Here is a 22,310-nt window from a genome sequence, read left to right on the forward strand (position 1 = left end):
CATGTGCGGAATCGCAGGCTTCGTCTCGCCCACGCTCGACGCCGGAGCCATGCCCGAGGTCATGGCCTCGATGCTGTCGCTCATCCACCACCGCGGACCGGACGACGCGGGCTACTACCTGGATGACGGCATCGCCATGGGCACCACCCGGCTGTCGATCGTCGACCTCCCCATGGGCGCACAGCCGATGGCGGACCCGGCGGAACGCTACTGGATCTGCTTCAACGGCGAGCTGTACAACCATGTCGAACTGCGCGAAGAGCTGCGCGGGCTCGGCCGCCGGTTCCGTACGCGTTCGGACACCGAGGTCTTCGTGCAGGCGTGGGCCCAGTGGGGGCCGGGCTGTCTGCCGCGTCTCAACGGGGCGTTCGCGGTCGCGATCCGGGACGTGCTGACGGGCGATCTGTTCCTGGCACGCGACAGGTTCGGCAAACGCCCGCTCTTCTACGTCGAGCCCGCCCCGGGCGACGGCCTCGGCGGCGGCGCGCCGGACGGCCGGGGCGGGGAATTCCTCTTCGCCTCCGAGATGAAAGCGTTCCAGGCGTTCCCGGGGTTCCGTTTCGAACTCGATCCCCATGAACTCGCCTCGACCTTCGCCGTATGGACGCCGCTGCCGGACCGGACTCCCTTCAAGCGCATCCGTCAAGTCCCCATGGGCGGATACCTGACCGTTCGCGGCGGACGGGCGACGCCCGGCGACTACGCCGCGCTGGAACTCGATGTGCCCCCGTTCACCGGTTCCGAACGCGAAGCGGCCGCATTTGTCCGTGAAGCACTCCGGGAGAGTGTCGAGTTGCGGCTGCGGAGCGATGTCGAGGTCGGCGTCTACCTGAGCGGCGGCCTCGACTCCTCCATTGTGACCAAGCTGACCACGGACCTCTCCTCGCACGACGTCCGCACCTTTTCGGTGGAGTTCGAGGACGCGGCCTTCGACGAGTCGAGCAGCCAGCAGGTCGTCGCCTCGCATCTCGGGACGCTGCACTCGTCCATCGCCGTCTCGCACGCCGATATCGCGGCGAACTTCCCCTCAGCGGTGTATCACGCCGAAGTGCCCGCATTCCGCGCCGCGTTCGTGCCCATGTATCTTCTCTCCCGCCACGCGCGGGACGCCGGAATCAAAGTGATCCTCAGCGGCGAAGGCGCCGATGAGGCCTTCCTCGGTTACTCGCTCTTCCGCGAGACACTGCTGCGCGCTTCCTGGAACGAGCTGTCGGACGACGAGCGGATGGCCAGGCTCGGCAGTCTCCACCCGGAGCTGAGCCACTTCGGTCCCGCGAACCGGGCCCGGCTCAAGGGCCTCTTCGAGCAGTTCGCCGTCGAGCGGCTGCCCGGACTCTTCTCGCACGAACTCCGCTACCAGAACGGCCGGTTCGCCGCACGGCTGGTCGAGCGGCGTGACGAACCGTTCGCGGACCTGCTGGCACTCACGGACGCGACCACCGGCTACGCCGCGCTGAGCCCGGTCCGCAAGGCGCAGTGGCTCGAATACAAGACGCTCCTTCCCGGCTACCTCCTCTCGACGCAGGGCGAGCGCATGAGCCTCGCTCACGGCGTCGAGAACCGCTGTCCATTTCTCGACCCCGCGGTCGTCCGCGCGGCGGCGTCGGTCAACCTGCGATTCGACGACGGTTTCGAGGAGAAGGCGATCCTGAAGAAGGCGTTCTGGGGCGAGCTGCCGGAATCTAGTCTCACCCGGCGGAAGCAGCCCTACCGCGCGCCCGGCGCGACCGTCTTCAAGGAGCAGCGGCCCGACTATCTGGACCTGCTGCTCTCGGACACCGAGCTGCGGAAGATCGACGGCATCGACCCGGTGTTCGCGCGGAAACTCGTCACCAAGATCATGGCCACGCCCGAGGCGGAGATCAGCACGAAGGAGGACCAGGCCTTCGTCTATCTCCTCTCGACCGCGGTCCTCAACCAGCAGTACGTCCTCGGCCGGGGAACGCACCGGTACACCGCCCCGCCGCCCGGATTCACCGTGCGGACGATCGTGGATCACCGCTCGTCCCGGCGGCCCGAGCCGGCCGGACAGGCACTCACCGAAGCCATGCCCCGGACAGGAGGACTCCGATGAGTACGGCCGGACCGGCGCCCGCGCCGGACGATGTCGCGATCATCGGGCTCGCCCTGCGATTCCCCGGTGCCGACACACTGGAAGAACTCAGCCGGCATCTCATCGCGGGCCGCTCGCTCATCTCGGAGGTCCCCTCCGAGCGCTGGTCCAAGGAGAGGTACTTCGGCGATCCGAAGCGCGGGGCCCAGAGGACGAACAGCATCTGGGGAGGCTTCATCGAGCACGCGGACTGCTTCGACGCCGACTTCTTCGCCATCTCGCCGCGCGAGGCCGAGAGCATGGACCCGCAGCAGCGCATGGCACTCGAACTCGCCTGGCGGGCCCTGGAGGACGCCGGTTACGCGGCGAGCGGGCTCGCCGGTACGGAAACGGGCGTCTTCATGGGCGTATGCCATGCGGACTACGCGGAGATGATGGAGCGCGAAGGGGCCAGGACGGACGTCTACTTCCCCACCGGCACCGCCTACTCGATCATCGCGAACCGTGTCTCGTACCACTTCGACTTCCAGGGTCCGAGCATCACCAATGACACGGCGTGCTCCAGCTCGCTCGTCTCCGTGTACGAAGCGGTCCGCGCACTGCGCAACGGCGAGTGCGGCCTCGCCCTCGCGGGCGGCGTCAACCTGATCTGGTCGCCGAAGCACTTCGTCGCCTTCAGCCAGGCGAGCATGCTCTCCCGCACCGGCCGTGCGAGCGCCTTCGACGAGAGCGCCGACGGCTATGTGCGCGGTGAGGGCGGAGCCGTCCTTGTGCTGAAACCCCTGGCCCAGGCGGTCGCGGACGGTGACCTCGTCCACGCGGTCATCAAGGGAGTCGCCACGAACCACGGTGGCCGCACGAATTCCCTCACCGTCACCAACCCGGCGGCCCAGGCGAATCTGATCGAGAGGCTCTACACCCGCGCCGGAATCCGCCCGGAGACCGTTTCCTACATCGAGGCGCACGGCCCGGGAACACCGGTCGGCGATCCCATCGAGATCATGGCCCTGAAGCGGGCCTTCCGCAATCTGCACACGGCCCAGGGCACCGTCGCCGAGCCGTCGAGCTGCTGGATCGGCTCGGTGAAGACCAATATCGGCCATCTGGAAGGGGCCGCGGGGGTAGCCGGAATCGCCAAGGTGATCGGCTCCCTGGCCCACCGGACGCTGCCCGCGACCGTCAACTTCCGGAATCAGAACAGGCTCATCAAGTTCGAGGACAGCCCCTTCCACGTGGTCCGCGACACCCGGCCCTGGGACGCGCCGCCCGCGGGGACGGACGGAAGGACCCCGCCGCGCCGGGCCGGGGTGAGCTCGTTCGGTTTCGGTGGCACGAACGCGCATGTCGTGCTGGAGGAACACCTCGCCGGGGACGGGGCCGGGGAGGCGGACAGGGGCCGCGAAGGCGCTGACGACGCGGCCCGCCGGGAGGCTCAGCTCGTACCTCTCTCGGCGAAGACACCGGAACGGCTTCGCGCGGTCGCCGGCAATCTGCTCGCCCATCTGCGCGAGCAGCCCTCGCAGGCGCTCGCCGACATCGCGTACACCCTGCGGACCGGCCGTGATCCGATGCCCGCACGGGTGGTGTTCGTCGTTGCCGACCGGGACGAACTCGCTCTGCTCCTCCAGGAGTTCGCCGACGGCACCCGCGCCGAGGGCCAGGTCCACCTGGGCGACGGGGCCGCGGGCGCCGATGGCGGAGCCGACGTCCTGAGGACGACAGGAGCACGCTGGGTCAACGGCGAGGCGGTGGAATGGGCGGAACAGCACGGCCGGGACGGCCTCCGGGCGCGTCCGCGCCGCGTGCGCCTGCCCGGATACCCCTTCGCCCGTGAGCGCCACTGGTTCAGCACACCGCCGAAGGAAACCACGACGGGCGCGACGCCCCCGACGAGTGGAAGCGCCGTGTCACACCCGCTCGTTCACACCGACACCTCCGGCCCCACCGGGAAGCGCTACAGCTCCCTCTTCACCGGGGAGGAGCCGTTCCTCGCCTCGCACATCGTGGGCGGACGGCGGGTACTGCCGGCCGCGGCCCAGGTGGAGATGGCGCGCGCCGCGGTGGAGCGCGCGGTGGGGCGCGACGCCGCGGCGCCCGCCGTACTCGCACTCCGTAACGTCGCGTGGACGCGCCCGCTCGTCGTGGGGGACGCACCGGTCGACGCGCACGTGGCGCTCACCCCGCAGGCCGGCGGCGCGACGGCCTTCGAGATCTCCACCGGCACCGGCGAGCCCGTGGCCCACAGCTCGGGCATCGTCGTGATCGGCGGGCCCGAGCGGCCGGAACGGCTCGATCTCGACCGGCTGCTGGCCGCCTGCCCCGGGGAGTGCGCACCGGCGGAGGCGTACGCGGCCTTCCACGCCCGGGGGCTGGAGTACGGGCCCGCCATGCGCGGCCTGGAGCGGATCCGGCTGGGCACACGGGAACTGGTCGCGCGCATCGGGAAGCCCGCCGCCGGCCGGGCCGGGGACACCGGGTGCGTACTGCCCCCGAGCGTGCTCGACGCCGCCCTCCAGGCCTCGCTCGTGCTCATGGCACAGACATCGGACCAGCAGGCCGACACTCCGGCACTGCCGTTCGCCTTCGAGGAACTCGCGGTGTACGGCCCCTGCGGGGCCGAGACCTGGGCGTGGGTGCGGCGCCGTGCGGGACACAGCACCCTGGACATGTTCGACATCGACCTCTGCGACGCGCAGGGCGTCGTGAGCGTCGCGCTGCGCGGGCTGGTCCAGCGCACGGACCCGGCGCGGCCCGCGCACGGCACCGGCGTCGTGACCGCCGCCGTCGACTGGGTGCGTGCGCCCCTGGACGTACACGCGGAGGGGGCGCCCCTCCCGTCCGTGCGCGGATACCTCGGCGGAGGCGCGGCCGGACACAGCGCCGCCGTGGGGAAGACCACCGGCTTCCCCGTCACCGGCCTCCCCGAGGTCGCGCCCGCCCATGTCGCCGATGGCGCCGGGGCCGTGCTGGATCTGCTCTTCGGACACGTCACGGAACTGGTGAGGTCGAAGCCCGGGGGAGCGCACCGGTTCGTCGCCCTGGTGGACGACCGGACACCGCGCCACCACCACGCGCCGCTCACCGGCCTGTTCCGGACCCTCGTGCTGGAGAACCCGCGCATCTCGGGCCGTCTCGTACGCGTCGCCGGGCTCGACACCGCGCCGCCGGAGCGGATCGCGGAGATCCTGCGGGCGGAGGCGGCGGACCGGGGGCCCGACTGCGAGATCCGCTACGGCGCGGACGGTACGCGCGAGGCGTCCCGGACCGTGGAACTCGGCCTGGGCGAGGGGCCCGAGGTCCCGCCGCTGAAGGAGGGCGGGGTCTACTGGATCACGGGCGGCCTCGGCGGCCTGGGGCTGCATGTCGCACGGTACTTCGGCCGCCGCGCCGGGGTCACCGTCGTGCTGAGCGGGCGGTCGGCGCCCGGACCCGCGAGCGAGGCGGCCCTGCGAACGCTGCGCGAGGAAGGGGTCGACGCCCACTACCTCCCCGTCGACGTGGGGTCGAGGGCGGAGGTGGACGGGGCGGTCGGCGCCCTCGTCCGGGACCACGGAAGGGTCGACGGCATCGTCCACGCGGCCGGCGTCCTGCGTGACTCGTACCTCTTCACCAAGGACCTCTCCGACCTCCGGGCGGTGCTGGAGCCGAAGATCGACGGCGTTCTCAACCTCGACGCCGCCTCCCGCGGCCTCGCGCTGGACTTCTTCGTCGCCTTCTCCTCGGTGGCGGGGGTGTTCGGTAACCCGGGGCAGTCGGACTACGCGGCGGCCAACACCTTCCTGGACGCCTTCGCCCACCATCGCCGGGCCCTCGTCGGCCTCGGCGAGCGCACCGGGCGGACCTGCGCGGTCGGCTGGCCGCTCTGGGCCGACGGCGGGATGACCATGGACTCCGTGACGCGGGAGGCGATGCGCCGGGACCGCGGCTGGGAGCCCCTCCCGACGGAGGACGGCCTTCGGGTACTGGGCCGCGTGCTGCGCGACGGGCCCGAACAGGTCGTGGTGGCGTACGGCGCGGCGGCGACGCTCACGGCCTCCGCCCCGCCCCCGCGGGCGCCCGCTTCCGTGCCCGTGGACACGGTCCCCGCCGTCGCCGGGGAAGATCTGACGGAACGGACGACCGCACTCCTGCGGCGCGTCGTGGGCGACGTGCTGCACCGCGACCCCGGGACGATCGACGAGAGGGCCAACCTCGTCGAGTACGGCATCGACTCGCTGGCCATCCTGGAGACGACCTCGTCGCTCGAAGAGCTCTTCGGCCCGCTGTCCAAGACGATCTTCTTCGAGCACACCAGTATCGAGGGCGTCGCAGGCCACTTCATCGCGGAGCACGGCGAAACGCTGCGCGCGGTCCTCGGCGCCGGAGACCCGCCGCCGGCCTCCGCCGAGGCGGCCGGCGCGCCGGCTCCCGCCGCGCCCGCACACCTCGCACCGGTCACCGCCACGCCCACGGCCGACGAGCGGTACGACACCGCCCCCGCACCGGACCGCGACGACTACCACGACATCGCGATCATCGGCATCTCGGGGACGTACCCGGGAGCGGACACGCTCGACGAGCTGTGGTCGGTGCTCGAAGAGGGCCGCCACGAGTTCAGGGAAGTGCCGCGCGAGCGCTGGGACCACGACGCGGTCTACAGCCGCGACCGCAGCGTCCTGGGCAAGAGCTCCATCCGCACCGGCACCTTCCTCCAGGACATCGACACCTTCGACCCCCGCTACTTCCGTATCTCCAAGCGCGACGCCGAGAGCATGTCGCCCGAGGTGCGGATGTTCCTCCGGACCGGCGTCGAGGCGCTGGAGGACGCGGGCTATTCGCGCGAGACGATCCACCGGATGTACGAGGGTGACGTCGGCGTACTCGTCGGGTCCATGAGCAACCACTACGGCCTGTACGGATTCCAGAACAGCCTGACGCGCGGGTCGCAGGCCAGCGGCAGCTACACGGGGACGCTGCCCAACATGCTCTCCTACTTCTACGGACTCACCGGGCCCTCGATCTTCGTGGACACGATGTGCTCGGGATCCTCGACCTGTGTGCACCAGGCCGTGCAGATGCTCCGGGCGCGCGAGTGCAGGATGGCCGTCGCGGGCGGGGTGAACCTGCTTCTGCACCCGTACAACCTCATCAGCTCCTCGCAGGAGCACTTCACGACGGCGACCTCGGACGTGATCCGGAGCTTCGGCGTCGGCGCGGACGGGACCATCCTCGGTGAGGGCGTCGGCGCCGTCGTCCTCAAGCCGCTCGTCGAGGCCGAGCGCGACGGCGACCACGTGTACGCGGTCATCAAGGGAACGGCACTGGCCAACGCGGGTGTGCGCAACGGGTTCACGGTCCCCAGCCCGCGGATGCAGGCCCGTGCGATCGAGAAGGCGATCGACGACGCGGGGGTCGACCCCCGGACCATCAGCTATGTGGAGGCCCATGGATCCGGGACCTCACTGGGCGACCCGATCGAGGTCAAGGCGCTGACCACCGCCTACCAGAAGTACACCCGGGACAGCCAGTTCTGCGCGATCGGCTCGGTCAAGTCCAACATGGGACACCTGCTGCACGCCGCCGGAATGATCGGCATCGCGAAGGTGGTCCTGCAGTTCCAGAAGGGGAAACTGGCCCCCTCGCTGCACAGCTCGGTGACGAACCCGGACATCGACTTCTCCCGCACCCCGTTCCGGGTGCAGCAGCGACTGGCCGCCTGGGAGCCGGCGGTGACGACCGTCGACGGACGCCGGATCACCCACCCCCGGCGGGCGGGCATCACCTCGATCGGCGCGGGCGGGATGAACTCGCACATCATCCTGGAGGAATACCCGCGCACCGACAGCGTCCCGCGCGGTACGGGGGACGGGCCCGAGGAACTCTTCGTCTTCTCCGCGATGAACGAGTCCGCGCTCGCCGCGTACCTCGGCCGCTTCCGCGCGTTCCTCGCCGCCGGGACGGAGACCGACACCGCGTCGATCGCCTTCACCCTCCGCGTCGGCAAGAACGAACTCCCGCACCGCTGGGCATTCCTCGCCAGGACCACCGGCGAGGCCATCGCCGCCGTCGACCGCTATCTGGCGGGGGACCGGGACCCGGCAGCCGCTCTCGCGAGCGGTGACGGGCGAAGCGAGGACCTGCGGACGCTGGCGACCACCTGGACGGGCGGCAGGAGCGTCGACTGGAGCGGGGCCGTACGGGGGGCGCGCGCACCCCGGCGGGTCTCCCTGCCCGCGTACCCCTTCGAGCGCGTGCGCTGCTGGGTCGCCCAGGAGGACGGCGCGCCGTCCGTGACCGCACCGCTCGCACTCCGCGAGAAGCTCCACCCCTTCCTCGGCCGGAACGAGTCCGACGTGAGCGGGCTGCGGTACGTGCTGGACGTCCACCTGGACGATCTCCTGGACTACGGCTGCACATCGGGGGAGCGCCACGACAGCCGGCGGACCGTGGTTCCCACGTACGCCGTCGATCTGGCGATCGCCGCCACGAGGGTCTCCGGATTCTCCGACGGATCCGTCGTGCGCGGGCTGCGCCTGCCGGGGCCGGTGCCCTGGACGACCGCGGCCCGGCTGACGACGTCCTTCGACCCCGCCACCGACGGGAAGTCGGCCTCCGCCCTCGTGTTCGCGGAGGACGCGTCGGGGGCACGGGTGCCCGTCGCGGCGTTCGACGTCACCGCGGGTGATGAGGACCGCACACCGCCGTCCGGCAGGTTCCGCGCGAAAGCCTTCACGGGGATTGCGCCGGCGGATCTCACGGCCGGCCCGTTGGAACCGCGCACCCGCGCCGAATTCCTCGCGGAACTCGCCGAAGGCGGACTCGGATACACACCGGAGCTCAACGGCACCGAGAGCGCACACCGGCTGCCGGACGGACGACTGGTGCTCGGGGTCACCACCCCCGAGCTCCAGCGCGACCATGTGAAACCGAACGTCACCCTCGCGCCGCATGTCCTCGCCGCTGTCGCGCAGGGCATCCAGTACGAGGCGAAGCGGGCGGGCCTGCCGCACTGGGCGCGGACCGCACCGCACCGGATCGACGAGATCCGGCTCCTCGCCGAGGGGAGCGCCGCCGGTGAACCGGTGGCCCATGTCGTCCTCGACGTGACCGCGGACGGCGAGGGCCTGGGCGGTTCCGTCAGCCTGCTGGACCGGCACGGCGAAGTGACCGCGGTTCTCCGCGACATGTGGTGCGGCGATGACGAAGGACCCCGAAAGGAAGAGGCAGTGGGCTCAGGCGCTGTGGACGCGACCGAGGCGACGGACAGCCGCACGCCCCACCAGGACAGCGACGGCATCATCTCCTTCGCGGTGGACGAGCTGCGTGACATGGCGAGCGGCATTCTCAAGTTCGAACTCGCCGAACTCGACCCCCTTACGGGCTTCGACGCGTTCGGCTTCGACTCGATCTCGCTCGTCTCCCTCTCCAAGCGGGTGCGCGAGCGGCTCGGCATCGATCTGACCCCCGCGGTCTTCTTCGACCGGAACACGTTCGACTCACTGGGCAGGCACCTCGCCGCGGAATACGAGGGCCCGCTGCGCGTGGCGTACGAACGGTCGCTCCCACAGGCCCCCGCCGGGCACCGCGCCGCCCCCGGTCACTCGGACCCGGTCCACGACGGGACGGCCGAGACCACCGGTGCGGTGCGGGAGACCGTCCCGCACCGCCCGGCGCCCGCGGACCCGCGCATGCCGGTCGCCGTCATCGGAGCCGCGGGCCGCTTCCCCGGCGCACCCGGCCTGGAGGCGTACTGGGAGAACCTGGCCGCGGGGGCGGACAACGTCACGGCGTTCCCCCTCGACCGGTACGACGAGGCCTACCGGCGGATCGTGGAGGCGTCCGAGTTCCCGCGCCACGCGGGCGTCCTGGACGATGTGGACGCCTTCGACGCCGCCTTCTTCCGCATCCTGCCGCGCGAGGCCGAGCTGATGGACCCGCAGCACCGCCTGGCGCTCCAGACGGTCTGGAACGCGCTGGAGCACAGCGGCTACACGCCCTCCGGTCTGCCGGACAGCACCGGGCTGTTCTTCGGTGTCTCGGGGACCGACTACGCGACCCTGCTCGCGGCCCACGGCACCCCGCCGGACGCCTTCACCTCCACGGGCAACGCCCACTCCATGCTCGCCAACCGCATCTCGTACGTACTCGACATCCACGGTCCCAGCCAGCCGGTCGACACGGCCTGCTCCAGCTCGCTCGTCGCCGTCCACCGGGCCGTCGAGGCCATCCGCTCCGGGGCGTGCGACGCCGCGATCGCGGGCGGGGTGAACCTGCTCCTCAGCGTCGACACCTTCGTCAGCGCGGCGCGGGCCGGCATGCTGAGCCCGGACGGACGGTGCAAGACCTTCGCGAGCGACGCGAACGGGTACGTCCGGGGCGAGGGCGTCGGCGCCGTCGTGCTGAAGCCCCTCGCGGACGCCGAGCGGGACGGGGACGCCATCCTCGGCGTGATCGTCGGGAACGCCGAGAACCACGGCGGGCGGGCGAACTCCCTCACCGCGCCCAACGGCACCGCGCAGACCGACCTCGTGGTCCGCGCGCTGGGCGGCATCGACCCCCGCACGATCGGCTATGTGGAGGCCCACGGCACCGGTACGGCCCTGGGCGATCCCGTCGAGGTGCGCGCGCTCCAGAGCGCCTTCCGTCAGCTGGGCGCCGACGGCACCGCGACCTGCGGACTCGGTTCGGTGAAGACCAACATCGGGCATCTGGAAGCCGCCGCCGGGATCGCCGGGCTGCTCAAGGTGCTTCTCGCGATGGAACACGGCACGCTGCCGCCGACCCGGAACTGCGACGAGATCAATCCCTACATCCAGCTCGACGGCAGCCCGTTCCGCCTCGTGCGCGCCGGTCAGCCCTGGGAACGCTCCCGCGACCGTGACGGCGTCCCCGTGCCGCGCCGGGCGGGAGTCAGCAGCTTCGGCTTCGGCGGCGCGAACTGCCATGTCGTGGTCGAGGACTACGCCGGACCGGGCGCGGACGCGTCTGCGGGGCGGGCGGCGGACGGCCCCGGCGACCGCGTGGCCGTACCCCTGTCGGCCCGTACGCAACAGCAGCTGCGCGAGCGGGCGCGGGACCTGCTCGCCCACATCGAGGACAACGCTCCCCGGCCCGCCCCGCTCGCCTCGATCGCGTGGACGCTCCAGACCGGGCGCGAGGCCATGGCCGTGCGGGTCGGCTGGGTCGTCGCGTCCCGTCGTGAACTCGCGGAAAAACTGCGGGAGTTCATCAACGGGACGACTGCGCCGGATCAGCGGCGCGGCACTGACGCGCGGCAGGGCACCGAGCCCGTTGCGGACGGCCTCGACGACGTGATCGCACGCTGGAGCGAAGGCGCCGAAGTGGACTGGCGCCGGCTGCACGAAGCCACCGGATCCGCCGCGCCGCGCCGCGCGCATCTGCCCACGTACCCGTTCGCACGCGACAGGTACTGGCTCCCGGACGGCGCCGAGGCGACCGCGAGCGCCGCGGTGGCCGCGAGCACGGCCGGGACCGGAAGCAGCCCGGTGAGCGGCCGTGCCGCCGTACCCGCAGGCGCTGCCACGACCACCCTGCTCGTACCCCGCTGGACCCCGAAGCCCGTGACATCGGGCGGCGCCGGCGAGATGACGTACACGCGTCATGCCGTGGTCCTCTGCGGAGCGGCGGCGGCAGCGCGGGACGCCGTCGAACAACGGCTGCCGGGTGCGCGCTGCCACACCGTGACGACCACCAAGCGGCGTCCCGAGAGCCGCTTCACCGACCTCTCCCGGCAGGTCTTCGAGATCGTCCGCACGCTCGCCGGACAGGCGGGCGGTACCACGCTCGTGCAGGTGGTGACACCGGCGGACGGCGACGAGGCGGTCGCACTGGCGCTGGCGGGCCTTCTGCGCACGACGACGCTCGAACACCCGCACATCACCGGGCAGGTTGTCGGTCTCGAAGAAGAGAGCGACGCGGACGGCATCGCGGCCCTCGTCGTGGAGAACGCGCGGCACGCGGACGACGGACTCGTCCTTCACCGGGAAGCCGGACGACGGGTGCGGACCTGGGCGCCGAAGGAGGCCGGCGGTACGGGCACACCGTGGCGCTCGGAGGGCGTGTACCTGATCACAGGAGGGGCCGGAGGCATCGGCGCCGTCGTCGCCCGCCGCATCGCACGGGACTGCGCCCGCCCCACGCTCGTCCTCGTCGGACGGTCGGCACCGGACACCCGGACCGGCCGGCTGCTCGACGAGCTGCGGGAGGCCGGGGCGGTCGCCCGGTACGCCGTCGCGGATGTCTCGCGCTGGGAGGAGGTGCGTCATCTCGTCTCGCGCGTGGGTGAGGAGAGCGGCGCGATCCACGGAGTCATCCACGCGGCGGGCGTGATCCACGACGCATATCTGACGGACAAGTCCGCGGAGGAGTGGGAGAGCGTCCTCGCGCCGAAGACCGACGGCCTTGTGCACCTGGACCGGGCCACGGCGCATCTGCCGCTCGAAGCCTTCCTGCTCTTCTCGTCGGGCGCCGCCATCACCGGAAATCCCGGCCAGTGCGACTACGCGACGGCCAACGCCTATCTCGGCGCGTTCGCCGCCCGCCGCAACGAGCGCGTCGCGGCTGGCGAGCGGCCGGGCCGTACGCTCTCGATCGCGTGGCCGCTCTGGAAGGACGGGGGAATGGCGGTCGACGACGCGACCCGCGCCTACCTCCGGCGCCACCGCGGCCTCGTGCCCATGGAGTCGGACGAGGGCATCGACGCCCTTCTGGGCGCCTGGCGGCTCGGCGGGTCGGGCGAGGACCAGATCTGGGTGCACCACGGCGACGCGGCGAAGGCCGTCCCCGGACGGGCGCTCACCCCCGCCTCCGCTCCCGCTGCCTCCGTCCCGGTCCCCGCCCCCGTCGCCTCCGTCCCCGCTCCCGTGTCCGTGCCGGGGACGGCCGGCGGGCAGCCCGACCGGGAGACGCTCCGCTCGGTCGTGGAACTCTTCGCCCGCGTCACGAAGCTTCCGCTCCCCGACATCGACGCCGACCGGCCGCTCGACGACATGGCCCTCGACTCGGTCATGATCGTCCAGCTGAACAGGGAGCTGTCCACCGTGTACGGAGAGGTTCCGACGACGCTCTTCTACGAATCCCCCACCCTGCGCGCCGTCGCCGGGCACTTCGCCGGGAGGCATGCCCCCTCGGCTCCCGGCGCACCGACCGGCGCACCCTCCGCCGCACCGTCCGGCGCGGCGTCGGGCACCGCGGGGACGACGGCGGCACGGCCCGGCTCCGCGGCATCCGGCGCCCCCGGCACGCCCGGCCCCGACGAAGCCATCGCGATCATCGGAATGAGCGGGCGCTACCCGCAGGCCGCGAACACCGACGAGTTCTGGGAGAACCTCAAGGCGGGACGGGACGCCATCACGGAGATCCCGCCCGGCCGCTGGCCGCTGGACGGCTTCTACGAACCGGACCGCGCCACAGCCATCGCCACGGGGCGCAGTTACAGCAAATGGGGCGGATTCCTGGACGACTTCGACGCGTTCGATCCGCACTTCTTCCGGATCGCGCCGCGCGACGCCTACACCATGGATCCGCAGGAGCGCCTCTTCCTCCAGGCCGCCTGGGAGGTGATCGAGGACGCGGGCTACACCCGCGAGGAGCTGGCGCGCCGCCACCGGAGCCGGGTCGGGGTCTTCGCCGGGGTGACCAAGTCCGGTCACGCACGGCACGGCGAGGCCCGGCTGCCCTCGGGCGAGACGGTCGTGCCCGCGCTGTCCTTCGCCTCGCTCAGCGCACGGACCTCCTACGTCCTGGACCTCCATGGGCCCAGCCTGACGATCGACACGATGTGCTCGTCCTCGCTCACCGCGATCCACGAGGCCTGCGAGCACCTTCGACGGGGCTCCTGCGAGATGGCCATCGCCGGTGGGGTGAACCTGTATCTGCACCCCTCCGACTACGTCGAGCTGTGCCGCTCCACCATGCTGTCCTCGCAGGCCCGGGTACGGAGCTTCGGCAGCGGCGGTGACGGGTTCGTGCCCGGCGAGGGCGTGGGCGCCGTGCTGCTGAAGCCGCTCGGGCGCGCTCTGGCGGACGGCGACCGGGTGCTCGCGGTGGTCCGCGGGACCGGTATCAACCACGGCGGGCGGTCGCACGGATACACGGTGCCGAGCCCGACCGCCCAGGCGGAACTGATCGGTGAGGTGCTGACCCGGGCCGGGATTCCGGCGCGCGAGGTGGGCTGTGTCGAGGCGCACGGCACGGGTACGGAGCTGGGCGATCCGATCGAGGTGAAGGGCCTTTCGCTCGCCTTCGAGGAGTCCACGGACGAGCGGCAGTTCTGCGCGCTCGGCTCCGTGAAGTCGGGGATCGGCCATCTGGAGGCCGCCGCGGGCATCGCGGGTGTCACCAAGGCCGTGCTCCAGCTCCGGCACCGCACGCTCGTGCCGAGCCTGCACGCCGAGGAGCTGAACCCCGGAATCGGGTTCGACGGGACACCGTTCTTCGTCCAGCGGGCCCTCACACCGTGGGAGTCCGAACGGCCGAGGATCGCCGCGGTCTCCTCCTTCGGAGCCGGCGGGTCGAACGCACACGTGATCCTTGAGGAGTACGTGGCGGCCGACGACGGCGACCGGGCGGCCCCCGACGGGGGCGAGCACATCGTCGTCCTCTCCGCGCGGACACCGGAGCGGCTGCGGCACTCCGCCGCACGGCTGCTGGCGTTCCTCGAACGGGAGGACACGGAGGGCGGCGCGGTCGCCCTGGCGGACCTCGCCTTCACGCTCCAGACCGGACGTGAGGCGATGCGGGAGCGCCTGGCGGTGACCGTGGCCTCCCTGCCCGAACTCCGGCGCGTACTGCGCGGATACACGGAGAACGGGGACGGAGCGGGCACGCCGGGAGTCCACCGGGGCAGCGCCGGACAGCTGCCGGGAGCCGTCGCCGAGATCTCCGCCGACGACGACCTGCGGGAACTGCTGATCGAACGGTGGGCACGGGCGGGCAAGCACGACAAGCTGGCCGCGCTCTGGGCCGGCGGCGTGGAGCTGGACTGGCGGACGCTGCACGCGACGGCCGCGCCCCGCCGGATCTCCCTGCCGACGTACCCGTTCGCCGGGGACCGCTTCTGGATCGGGGACCTGGAGCCCGTCCGCCGGGTGACCGAGGGCGGCGACGCCCCCGCCTCAGCGGCACCGGCGCCGGCCACGCCCGGGACCACCCGGCCCATCGCGCCCGAGCCCACCGCGCCCGTCGCACCCGGCCCCATGGACGAGGTGGACTCCGGCCTCACCCGGGACGAACGGGTGGCGCGCGTCGTGGCGGAGAAGATCGCGGAAGTCCTGGTCATGTCCCCGGACGAACTCGACGGCGGGCTCGCGTTCGCCGACTACGGACTCGACTCCATTCTCGCCGTCCGACTCGTCCATCTGCTCAACGAGACGCTCGACATCGACCTCTCGACCGGCGTCGTCTTCGACCACAGCTCCGCCGACCGTCTGGTCGCGCATCTGCTCGCCGAGTACGGCGACATCGACGCCCCCGCCCCGGCACGGGCCGAGGCCGCCGACGACCATCCACGGATCACTCCCGCCACCGCCACCGCCACCGCCGCCGCTCCCGCGGACCGGCCCGCCGGCCGCTCCACCGGCCGGACGCCGATCGCCATCGTCGGGATGAGCGGACGGTACGCCGGTTCCGACACCCTCGACGACCTCTGGACCCACCTCGTGAACGGTGACGATCTGGTCACCGAAGCCACCCGCTGGAATCTCGCCGACAGCGGGGCCGATGGATCGGCGCGCTGCACACGCGGCGGATTCCTCGACGGGATCGACCGGTTCGACCCGCTGTTCTTCGGCATCTCGGGCGTCGAGGCCGCAGTGATGGACCCCCAGCAGCGCCTGCTCCTCGAAGAGTCGTACAAGGCGCTGGAGGACGCCGGATACGCCGGCCGGCAGCTGAGCGAGACCCGCTGCGGTGTGTACGTGGGCTGCTCCAACGGCGACTACCAGGACCTCGTCGGACAGGACGCGCCGGCCCAGGCGTTCTGGGGGAACATGGCCTCCCTCATCCCGGCCCGTGTCTCCTACTTCCTGAACCTGAAGGGTCCCGCACTGGCGGTCGACACCTCGTGCTCCAGCTCGCTCGTCGCGATCGACCTCGCGTGCCGGGGGCTCTGGTCCGGCGAGACGGAAATGGCGCTGGCGGGCGGTGTCTTCGTCCAGTCGACGCCACGCCTCTACGAGCGGGCCGGACGCGCCGGAATGCTCTCGGCCACGGGACGCTGCCACACCTTCGACCACCGTGCCGACGGCTTCGTGCCGGGCGAGGGCGTCGGGGTGCTCGTCCTCAAGCGGCTGGACGAGGCCCTCGCCGACGGCGACCACGTCCACGGCGTGATCCGCGCCGTGGGCAGCAACCACGACGGTGCCACCAACGGCATCACGGCGCCCAGCTCCGTCTCGCAGGAGCACCTGCTCCGCGACACCTACGAGACCTTCGGCATCGACGTCGAATCCATCCAGCTCCTGGAGGCGCACGGCACCGGGACCCCGCTCGGCGACCCCATCGAATTCTCGGCGCTCACCCGTGCGTTCCGGGCAGGCACCGGGAGGAGCGGATACTGCGCGCTGGGATCGGTCAAGACGAACCTGGGGCACACCCAGTTCGCCGCCGGGGTCGCGGGGGTGTTCAAGATCCTCCTCGCGATGCGGCACGAACAGATCCCCGCCTCGCTCCACTTCGAGAAGCCGAACGCCGCCATCAGCATCGAGGACAGCCCCTTCTACCCCAGCACACGCAACCACCGCTGGGAGGCCCCGCCCGGCGGCGCACCCCGCCGGGGAGCCGTCAGCTCCTTCGGCGCGAGCGGCACCAACGCGCATCTCGTCATCGAGGAGGCACCGCCCGCCTCCCGGGCAGGGGCCCGTGCGCACCGTTCCGCGTACCTCGTCGTTCTCTCGGCGCACTCGCGTGAGCAGCTGGCCCGCCGGCTGACCGCCCTGGCGGCACACTGCCGGCGGCCCGACGCCCCGGACCTGGGCGACCTCGCCTACACACTCGCCGTGGGAAGGGACCGGTTCGCCCACCGGTTCGCCTGCGTGGTCGCGGACCGCGCCGAGCTGCTGCGGATCCTCGACGAAGGGCTCGACGGAACACGGGCGTTCACCGGCCACGCGCCGCCGGCGCGCGGGGCAGGAGCGGGCGCGGCGAAGGACGAGGGCGCGGCCGTGCTGCGACGCTGCGCGGACCCGGCGGACACCGGAGGGGACAGCGACGCCCACCGCGCCGACCTCACCGCCCTCGCCCGGCACCTCACCCGGGGAGCCGACCTCGACCTCGGTACGGTGTTCGCGGCGGGAGCCCATCTGCGGGTCCCCCTGCCGACGTACCCCTTCGCCCGGGAGAGCCACTGGGCCGGGCCTCCGCCCGCGTCCCCCGCACCGCCGGCCCGCCCCGCGGCGGTGCGCGTGCCGGTGACGGAACACCCCCTGATCCACCGGTCCGAGGCCGTGCCCGGCACCCCCGGCGCACTGCGGGCCTCGACGGTGTTCCGGGGCGACGAGCCCGTCCTCCGCGACCACACGGTGCGCGGGCAGCACGTCCTGCCCGGCGTCGCCCAACTCGAAATGGCACGGGAGACCGCGGTCCGGGCCTGGGGCGCCGACGGGACGGAGCCCCTGCTGATGCGCGACATCACCTGGGTGCGGCCGGCCGCGCTCGACGGTGAGCTCCTGAGCGTCGAGGTCCTGGTGAAACCGGCGAAGGGCGGCGAACTCGCCTTCGAGATCGCCGCGAAGAGCGACCCGGCCGGCGAAGCCGTCGTGGTCTCCACCGGGCGCCTCTCACCCTCCGGCACGGTGCGCCCCGACCGCGTCGACCTCACCTCGCTCCGCGCGGCCTGCGCGAGGACCGTGTCGGCGGAGCGCATCCATGAGGCGCTCGCCGCGATGGGCATCGTCCACGGTGCCTCGCTGCGCGCCGTCCGCGAGGCACATGTGGGTGACGGCACCGTCCTGGCCCGGCTCGGCCTGCCCGGCGGGGCCGCCCCGGCCGACGCCGCGTACGTCCTGCCCCCGGCCCTGCTGGACTCCGCCATCCAGGCCTCGACCGCCCTGCACCTCACCGAGGGCGCGGACTCGCCGGAGACCGTGGTGCCGTTCGCGCTCGACCGGTTCGAACTCCTCGCCCCGTGCCCGGCCCGGGTGTGGGCGGTCGTCCGTGTCGCGGACGCCACGCGGACGCCGACCGCACTGAGCCGCCTCGACGTGGACCTCGTCGACGACGACGGCGAGATCCGTGTCCGGATGAGCGGATACACCTCGCGCCGGGTGAAGGAACCGGCACCCTCGCTGTTCGCACCGGTCTGGGAACCCCTGCCGGACGACACCCCGCACGAAGCCGCGGCCCCGTCGACGGACCGGGTACTCGTCGTGGGAGGAAGCACCGGACAGCGCTCCGCGCTCGCCCGTCAGTACCCCCGGGCCACGGTGTGGGACCTCGCACCGGGCGCGTCGACCGACGAGATCGCCTCCCGGCTCCGGGCATCGGCGGCCATCGGCCATCTCGTCTGGATCGCGCCCGACGCGGGCCGGGAGAGCGGGACGGCCCTCCTGCCGACCGACACGGCCGGCTTCACCGCCGCCCAGGAGGACGGTGTCATCGCCGCCTTCCGCATGATCAAGGCCCTCGTCCGCACGGGACACGACGCCCGCCCGCTGACCGTGACCCTGATCACGCGACGCGCCATGGCCACGTACGACAGCGAGCAGGCCGCACCCGCCCACGCCGGACTGCACGGGCTGTTCGGGTCGCTCGGGCAGGAGTACGCGAACTGGTCGGTCCGCCGGATCGACCTCGACACCACGGACCTGCCCGAGGACCTTCCGGCACTCCCCGGCCACGTCGGCACCGACGTCCTGGTGCGCCGCGCGGGCCAGTGGCTGGTACGCCGCTGGGCGCCGAACGACCCCGGGAGGACGGAGCGGGCCGCGTACCGGGAAGGCGGCGTCTATGTCGTGATCGGAGGCGCGGGCGGACTGGGCACCGTATGGACCGAGCATGTCGTCCAGCGCTACGGCGCTCATGTGATCTGGATCGGCCGCCGCCCGCTGGACGCCTCGATCGAGGCGAAACTGACCACCGGCCGCGGCAGTGTGCGCTACATCTGCGCCGACGCCGCGGACCCCGTCGCGCTGCGCGCCGCCCACGAGGAGATCAGGAGGCATCACCCCCGGATCGACGGTGTCGTCCAGGCGGCGCTCGTCCTGCGGGACCAGAGCCTGGCGAGGATGGACGAAGCGACACTGCGCGCGAGCCTCGGCGCGAAGGCCGACGTCAGCGTGGCGATGGCCGAGGTGTTCGCGGAGGAGACACTGGACTTCGTCCTCTTCTTCTCGTCCGTGCAGTCGTTCACGACGGCCGCGGGCCAGGCCAACTACGCGGCCGGATGCACCTTCAGCGACGCCTACGCCCACTTCCTCCACCAGCACTGGACATGCCCGGTGAAGGTGATGAACTGGGGCTGGTGGGGGAGCATCGGCAGCGCCTCGTCCGAACTCCACCGGGCGAGCATGGCGCGCTGGGGCCTCGTCTCGATCGAACCGCCGGAGGCGATGGCGGCGCTCGACACGCTGCTCGGCGGCCCGCAGCGCCAGCTGAGCTTCATCAAACTGAGGAATCCCGACGCCATCGGGGGGATCGACCCGGCGACGCGGCTCACCGTCCACGCGCGGGCACGGTCCCATGTCGCCCCCGCCGCCGTCGTGGCGGGCACCACCGAGCCCTCCGCGTGGGAGGCCATGCGCGCGATCGCCACCTGGCGCAGGACCGAGCGCGATCCGCTTCTCGCCCGTATGATCCGCGGCCACCTCGAAGCGCTCGGCGGCCTCGGCGGATCGGGCACACCCTCGTCCGCCGCCGACATCGCCGGGCTCCGCCGGCGTGCCGGAATCCTGGAGCGGTACGGCCCGTGGCTCGACCACGCCCTCCGCGCCGTACCGGAGTCCGCCCCGCCGCTCGGCATCCTCGACGAGGAGTGGGACCGGTGCCGCGCGCAGTGGTCCGCGGACCCCGACAAGAGCGCCGAACTCGCCCTGCTCGACGCCACCCTGCGGGCCCTGCCCGACATCCTCACCGGCCGGACCAGGCCGACGGACATCATGTTCCCGCGCGGCTCCGTCGCGCTCGTCGAAGGCACGTACCGCAACAACCGCGTGGCCGACATGTACAACCGCGCCATGTCGGACGCGGCGGCCGCCATCGTCGCCGAACGGCTGCGCCTGGACCCGACCGCACGTCTTCGCATCCTGGAGATCGGCGCCGGCACGGGCGGCACCAGCGTGGGGATGTTCGCGGCCCTGCGCCCGTTCCAGGACCACATCGAGACCTACACGTACACCGATCTCTCCAAGGCGTTCCTGAACCACGCCCGGACCGAGTACGGACCGGAGGTCCCCTACCTCACCTACGCCCGCTTCGACGCCGAGAAGCCGCCGACGGGCCAGGGCATGGACGTCGGCAGCTACGACCTGGTCATCGCCGCCAACGTGCTGCACGCGACGCGCGACACCCGGAACACCATCCGCAACGCCAAGGCGACCATGCGCGACGGCGGGTGGCTCCTGATGAACGAACTCGCGACGTTCGATCTCTCCAGCCACCTCACATTCGGGCTGCTGGAGGGCTGGTGGCTCTTCGAGGACCACTCGCTGCGCGTGCCGGGTTCGCCCGCGCTGTCACCCGCGAACTGGCGGGAGGTGCTGGCGGGCGAGGGATTCCCCTCGGTCGTCTCCGTGCTGCCCCAGGCACTTGAGCTCGGGCAGCAGATCATCGCCGCCGAGAGCGACGGGATCGCGCGCCGGTCCGTGGCCCCGACGGCACAGCGGAAACCCACGCCCCGCACACCGGCGAGGACCACGCCCGAGATCACCGCACCGCCGGAGCCCGCGCCCGTCCGGGCGGCCCCGCCGGCACCCCGAACCCCGGCAGCGCCGGAGACCCCGGTCGCCCCGGTACTCCCGGCGGCTCCGGTACGGATCCCGGCGCAGCCGGTGGCCGAGGCCGAGGCCGCGACGCTCACCGTCCCCGGCACCGGTACGCGCGGACGGCCCGGCATCATGGCCGGATACCTCCGCGAACAGGCGGCACGGACCCTGGGCGTTCCGGCGGAGAAGATCGAGCTCTCGGCGCCGCTGAGCGACTACGGGATGGATTCCATCCTGGTCCTCCAGCTCACGAACGCGCTGCGCGAGGACCTCGGCGAGGTGTCGTCCACCCTGCTCTTCGAAGCCGAATCCATCGAGGAACTCGCCGATCACTTCCTGACGGCCGGCGGCGGCGAGGTGGAAGCCCTCCTCGCACGGCTGGACCCCGCGGCGGAGACACCCGCCTCCGGTGCCGTCCCCGGTGACGCCTCCCCGCCGTCGCCGGAGCCCCGGGACCGGACGGCGTCCCCCGCCCCGTCCACGTCGCACCCCATCGCCGCGCTCTTCCGCACCGCGCTGGAGACCGGCACCCCGCAACAGGCCGCCGACCTGCTGTCGATCGCCGCCCGGCTCCGGCCGACCTTCGCGGCCGGGGCGGGACCCGAGCCGGAGACGCTGCGGCTCTCGGAGGGCGAGCAGGGACCGGCGCTGGTCTGCCTGCCCTCCCTCATCGCCCCCACCGGGCCGTTCCAGTACGTGAAGTTCGCAGCCGCGCTCCGCGACCGCCGTCAGGTATGGACGGCCGCGGTCCCCGGATACGAGGCCGGGGAGCCGCTGCCCGTCAACCTGGACGCCGCCGCGGACCGGCTCGCGGACAAGCTGCTGAGGCGGTTCGAGGGCCGGCCGTTCGCGATCGGGGCCTATTCCTCCGGAGGGTGGCTGGCTCACGAGCTCGTACGACGGCTGGAGTCGGCCGGCGCTCCGCCCGCCGCCCTGGTGCTGCTCGATACGCCCCGGTCGGCCGGGGAGGCCATGGCCCGGGGCATGACGGTGATCACGCGGCGGCTGCTGGACCGCTTCCCGCGGCTTCCGGTCGTCGACGAACAGCTCACGGCGATGGCGTGGTACGCGCAGTTGCTCGACGGCTGGCGCCCGCTGCCGGTGACCACCCCGACCCTGCTGGTGCGGGCCGCGGAGGACAAGGCCCTGCCCGAACTGCTCGGCGACGACACCCGTGTCGGCTGGCCGCTGGAACACCTGCGGACCGAGGTCGCGGGGGACCACTTCTCCATGCTGGAGGAACACGCCGACGCGACCGCCCTCGCGGTGCATCAGTGGCTGTCCGAACACAGCGACGTCCGGGAGAGGTTCTGATGGAGCCGTGTGCCACCGGCACGGCG

At 72.3% G+C, this 22,310-nt stretch carries 2 protein-coding genes; both read left to right on the top strand.

Annotated elements, in window-relative coordinates:
- The first annotated feature begins 1 nt into the window (after position 1).
- Positions 2–2,074 carry an asparagine synthase (glutamine-hydrolyzing) gene (gene asnB / locus ABT170_RS18950; RefSeq protein WP_351868701.1) on the top strand — a complete coding sequence of 691 codons (2,073 nt, stop codon included), beginning with the start codon at positions 2–4 and terminating at the stop codon, positions 2,072–2,074.
- Positions 2,071–22,284, top strand: coding sequence for an SDR family NAD(P)-dependent oxidoreductase (locus ABT170_RS18955; protein ID WP_351868703.1), 20,214 nt, complete (start codon positions 2,071–2,073; stop codon positions 22,282–22,284). The genes asnB and ABT170_RS18955 overlap by 4 nt, the downstream gene beginning before the upstream one ends.
- Positions 22,285–22,310: the final 26 nt, after the last annotated feature.

Origin of the sequence: Streptomyces sp. NPDC001787 (assembly GCF_040297465.1) — a bacterium.
GTDB lineage: Bacteria > Actinomycetota > Actinomycetes > Streptomycetales > Streptomycetaceae > Streptomyces.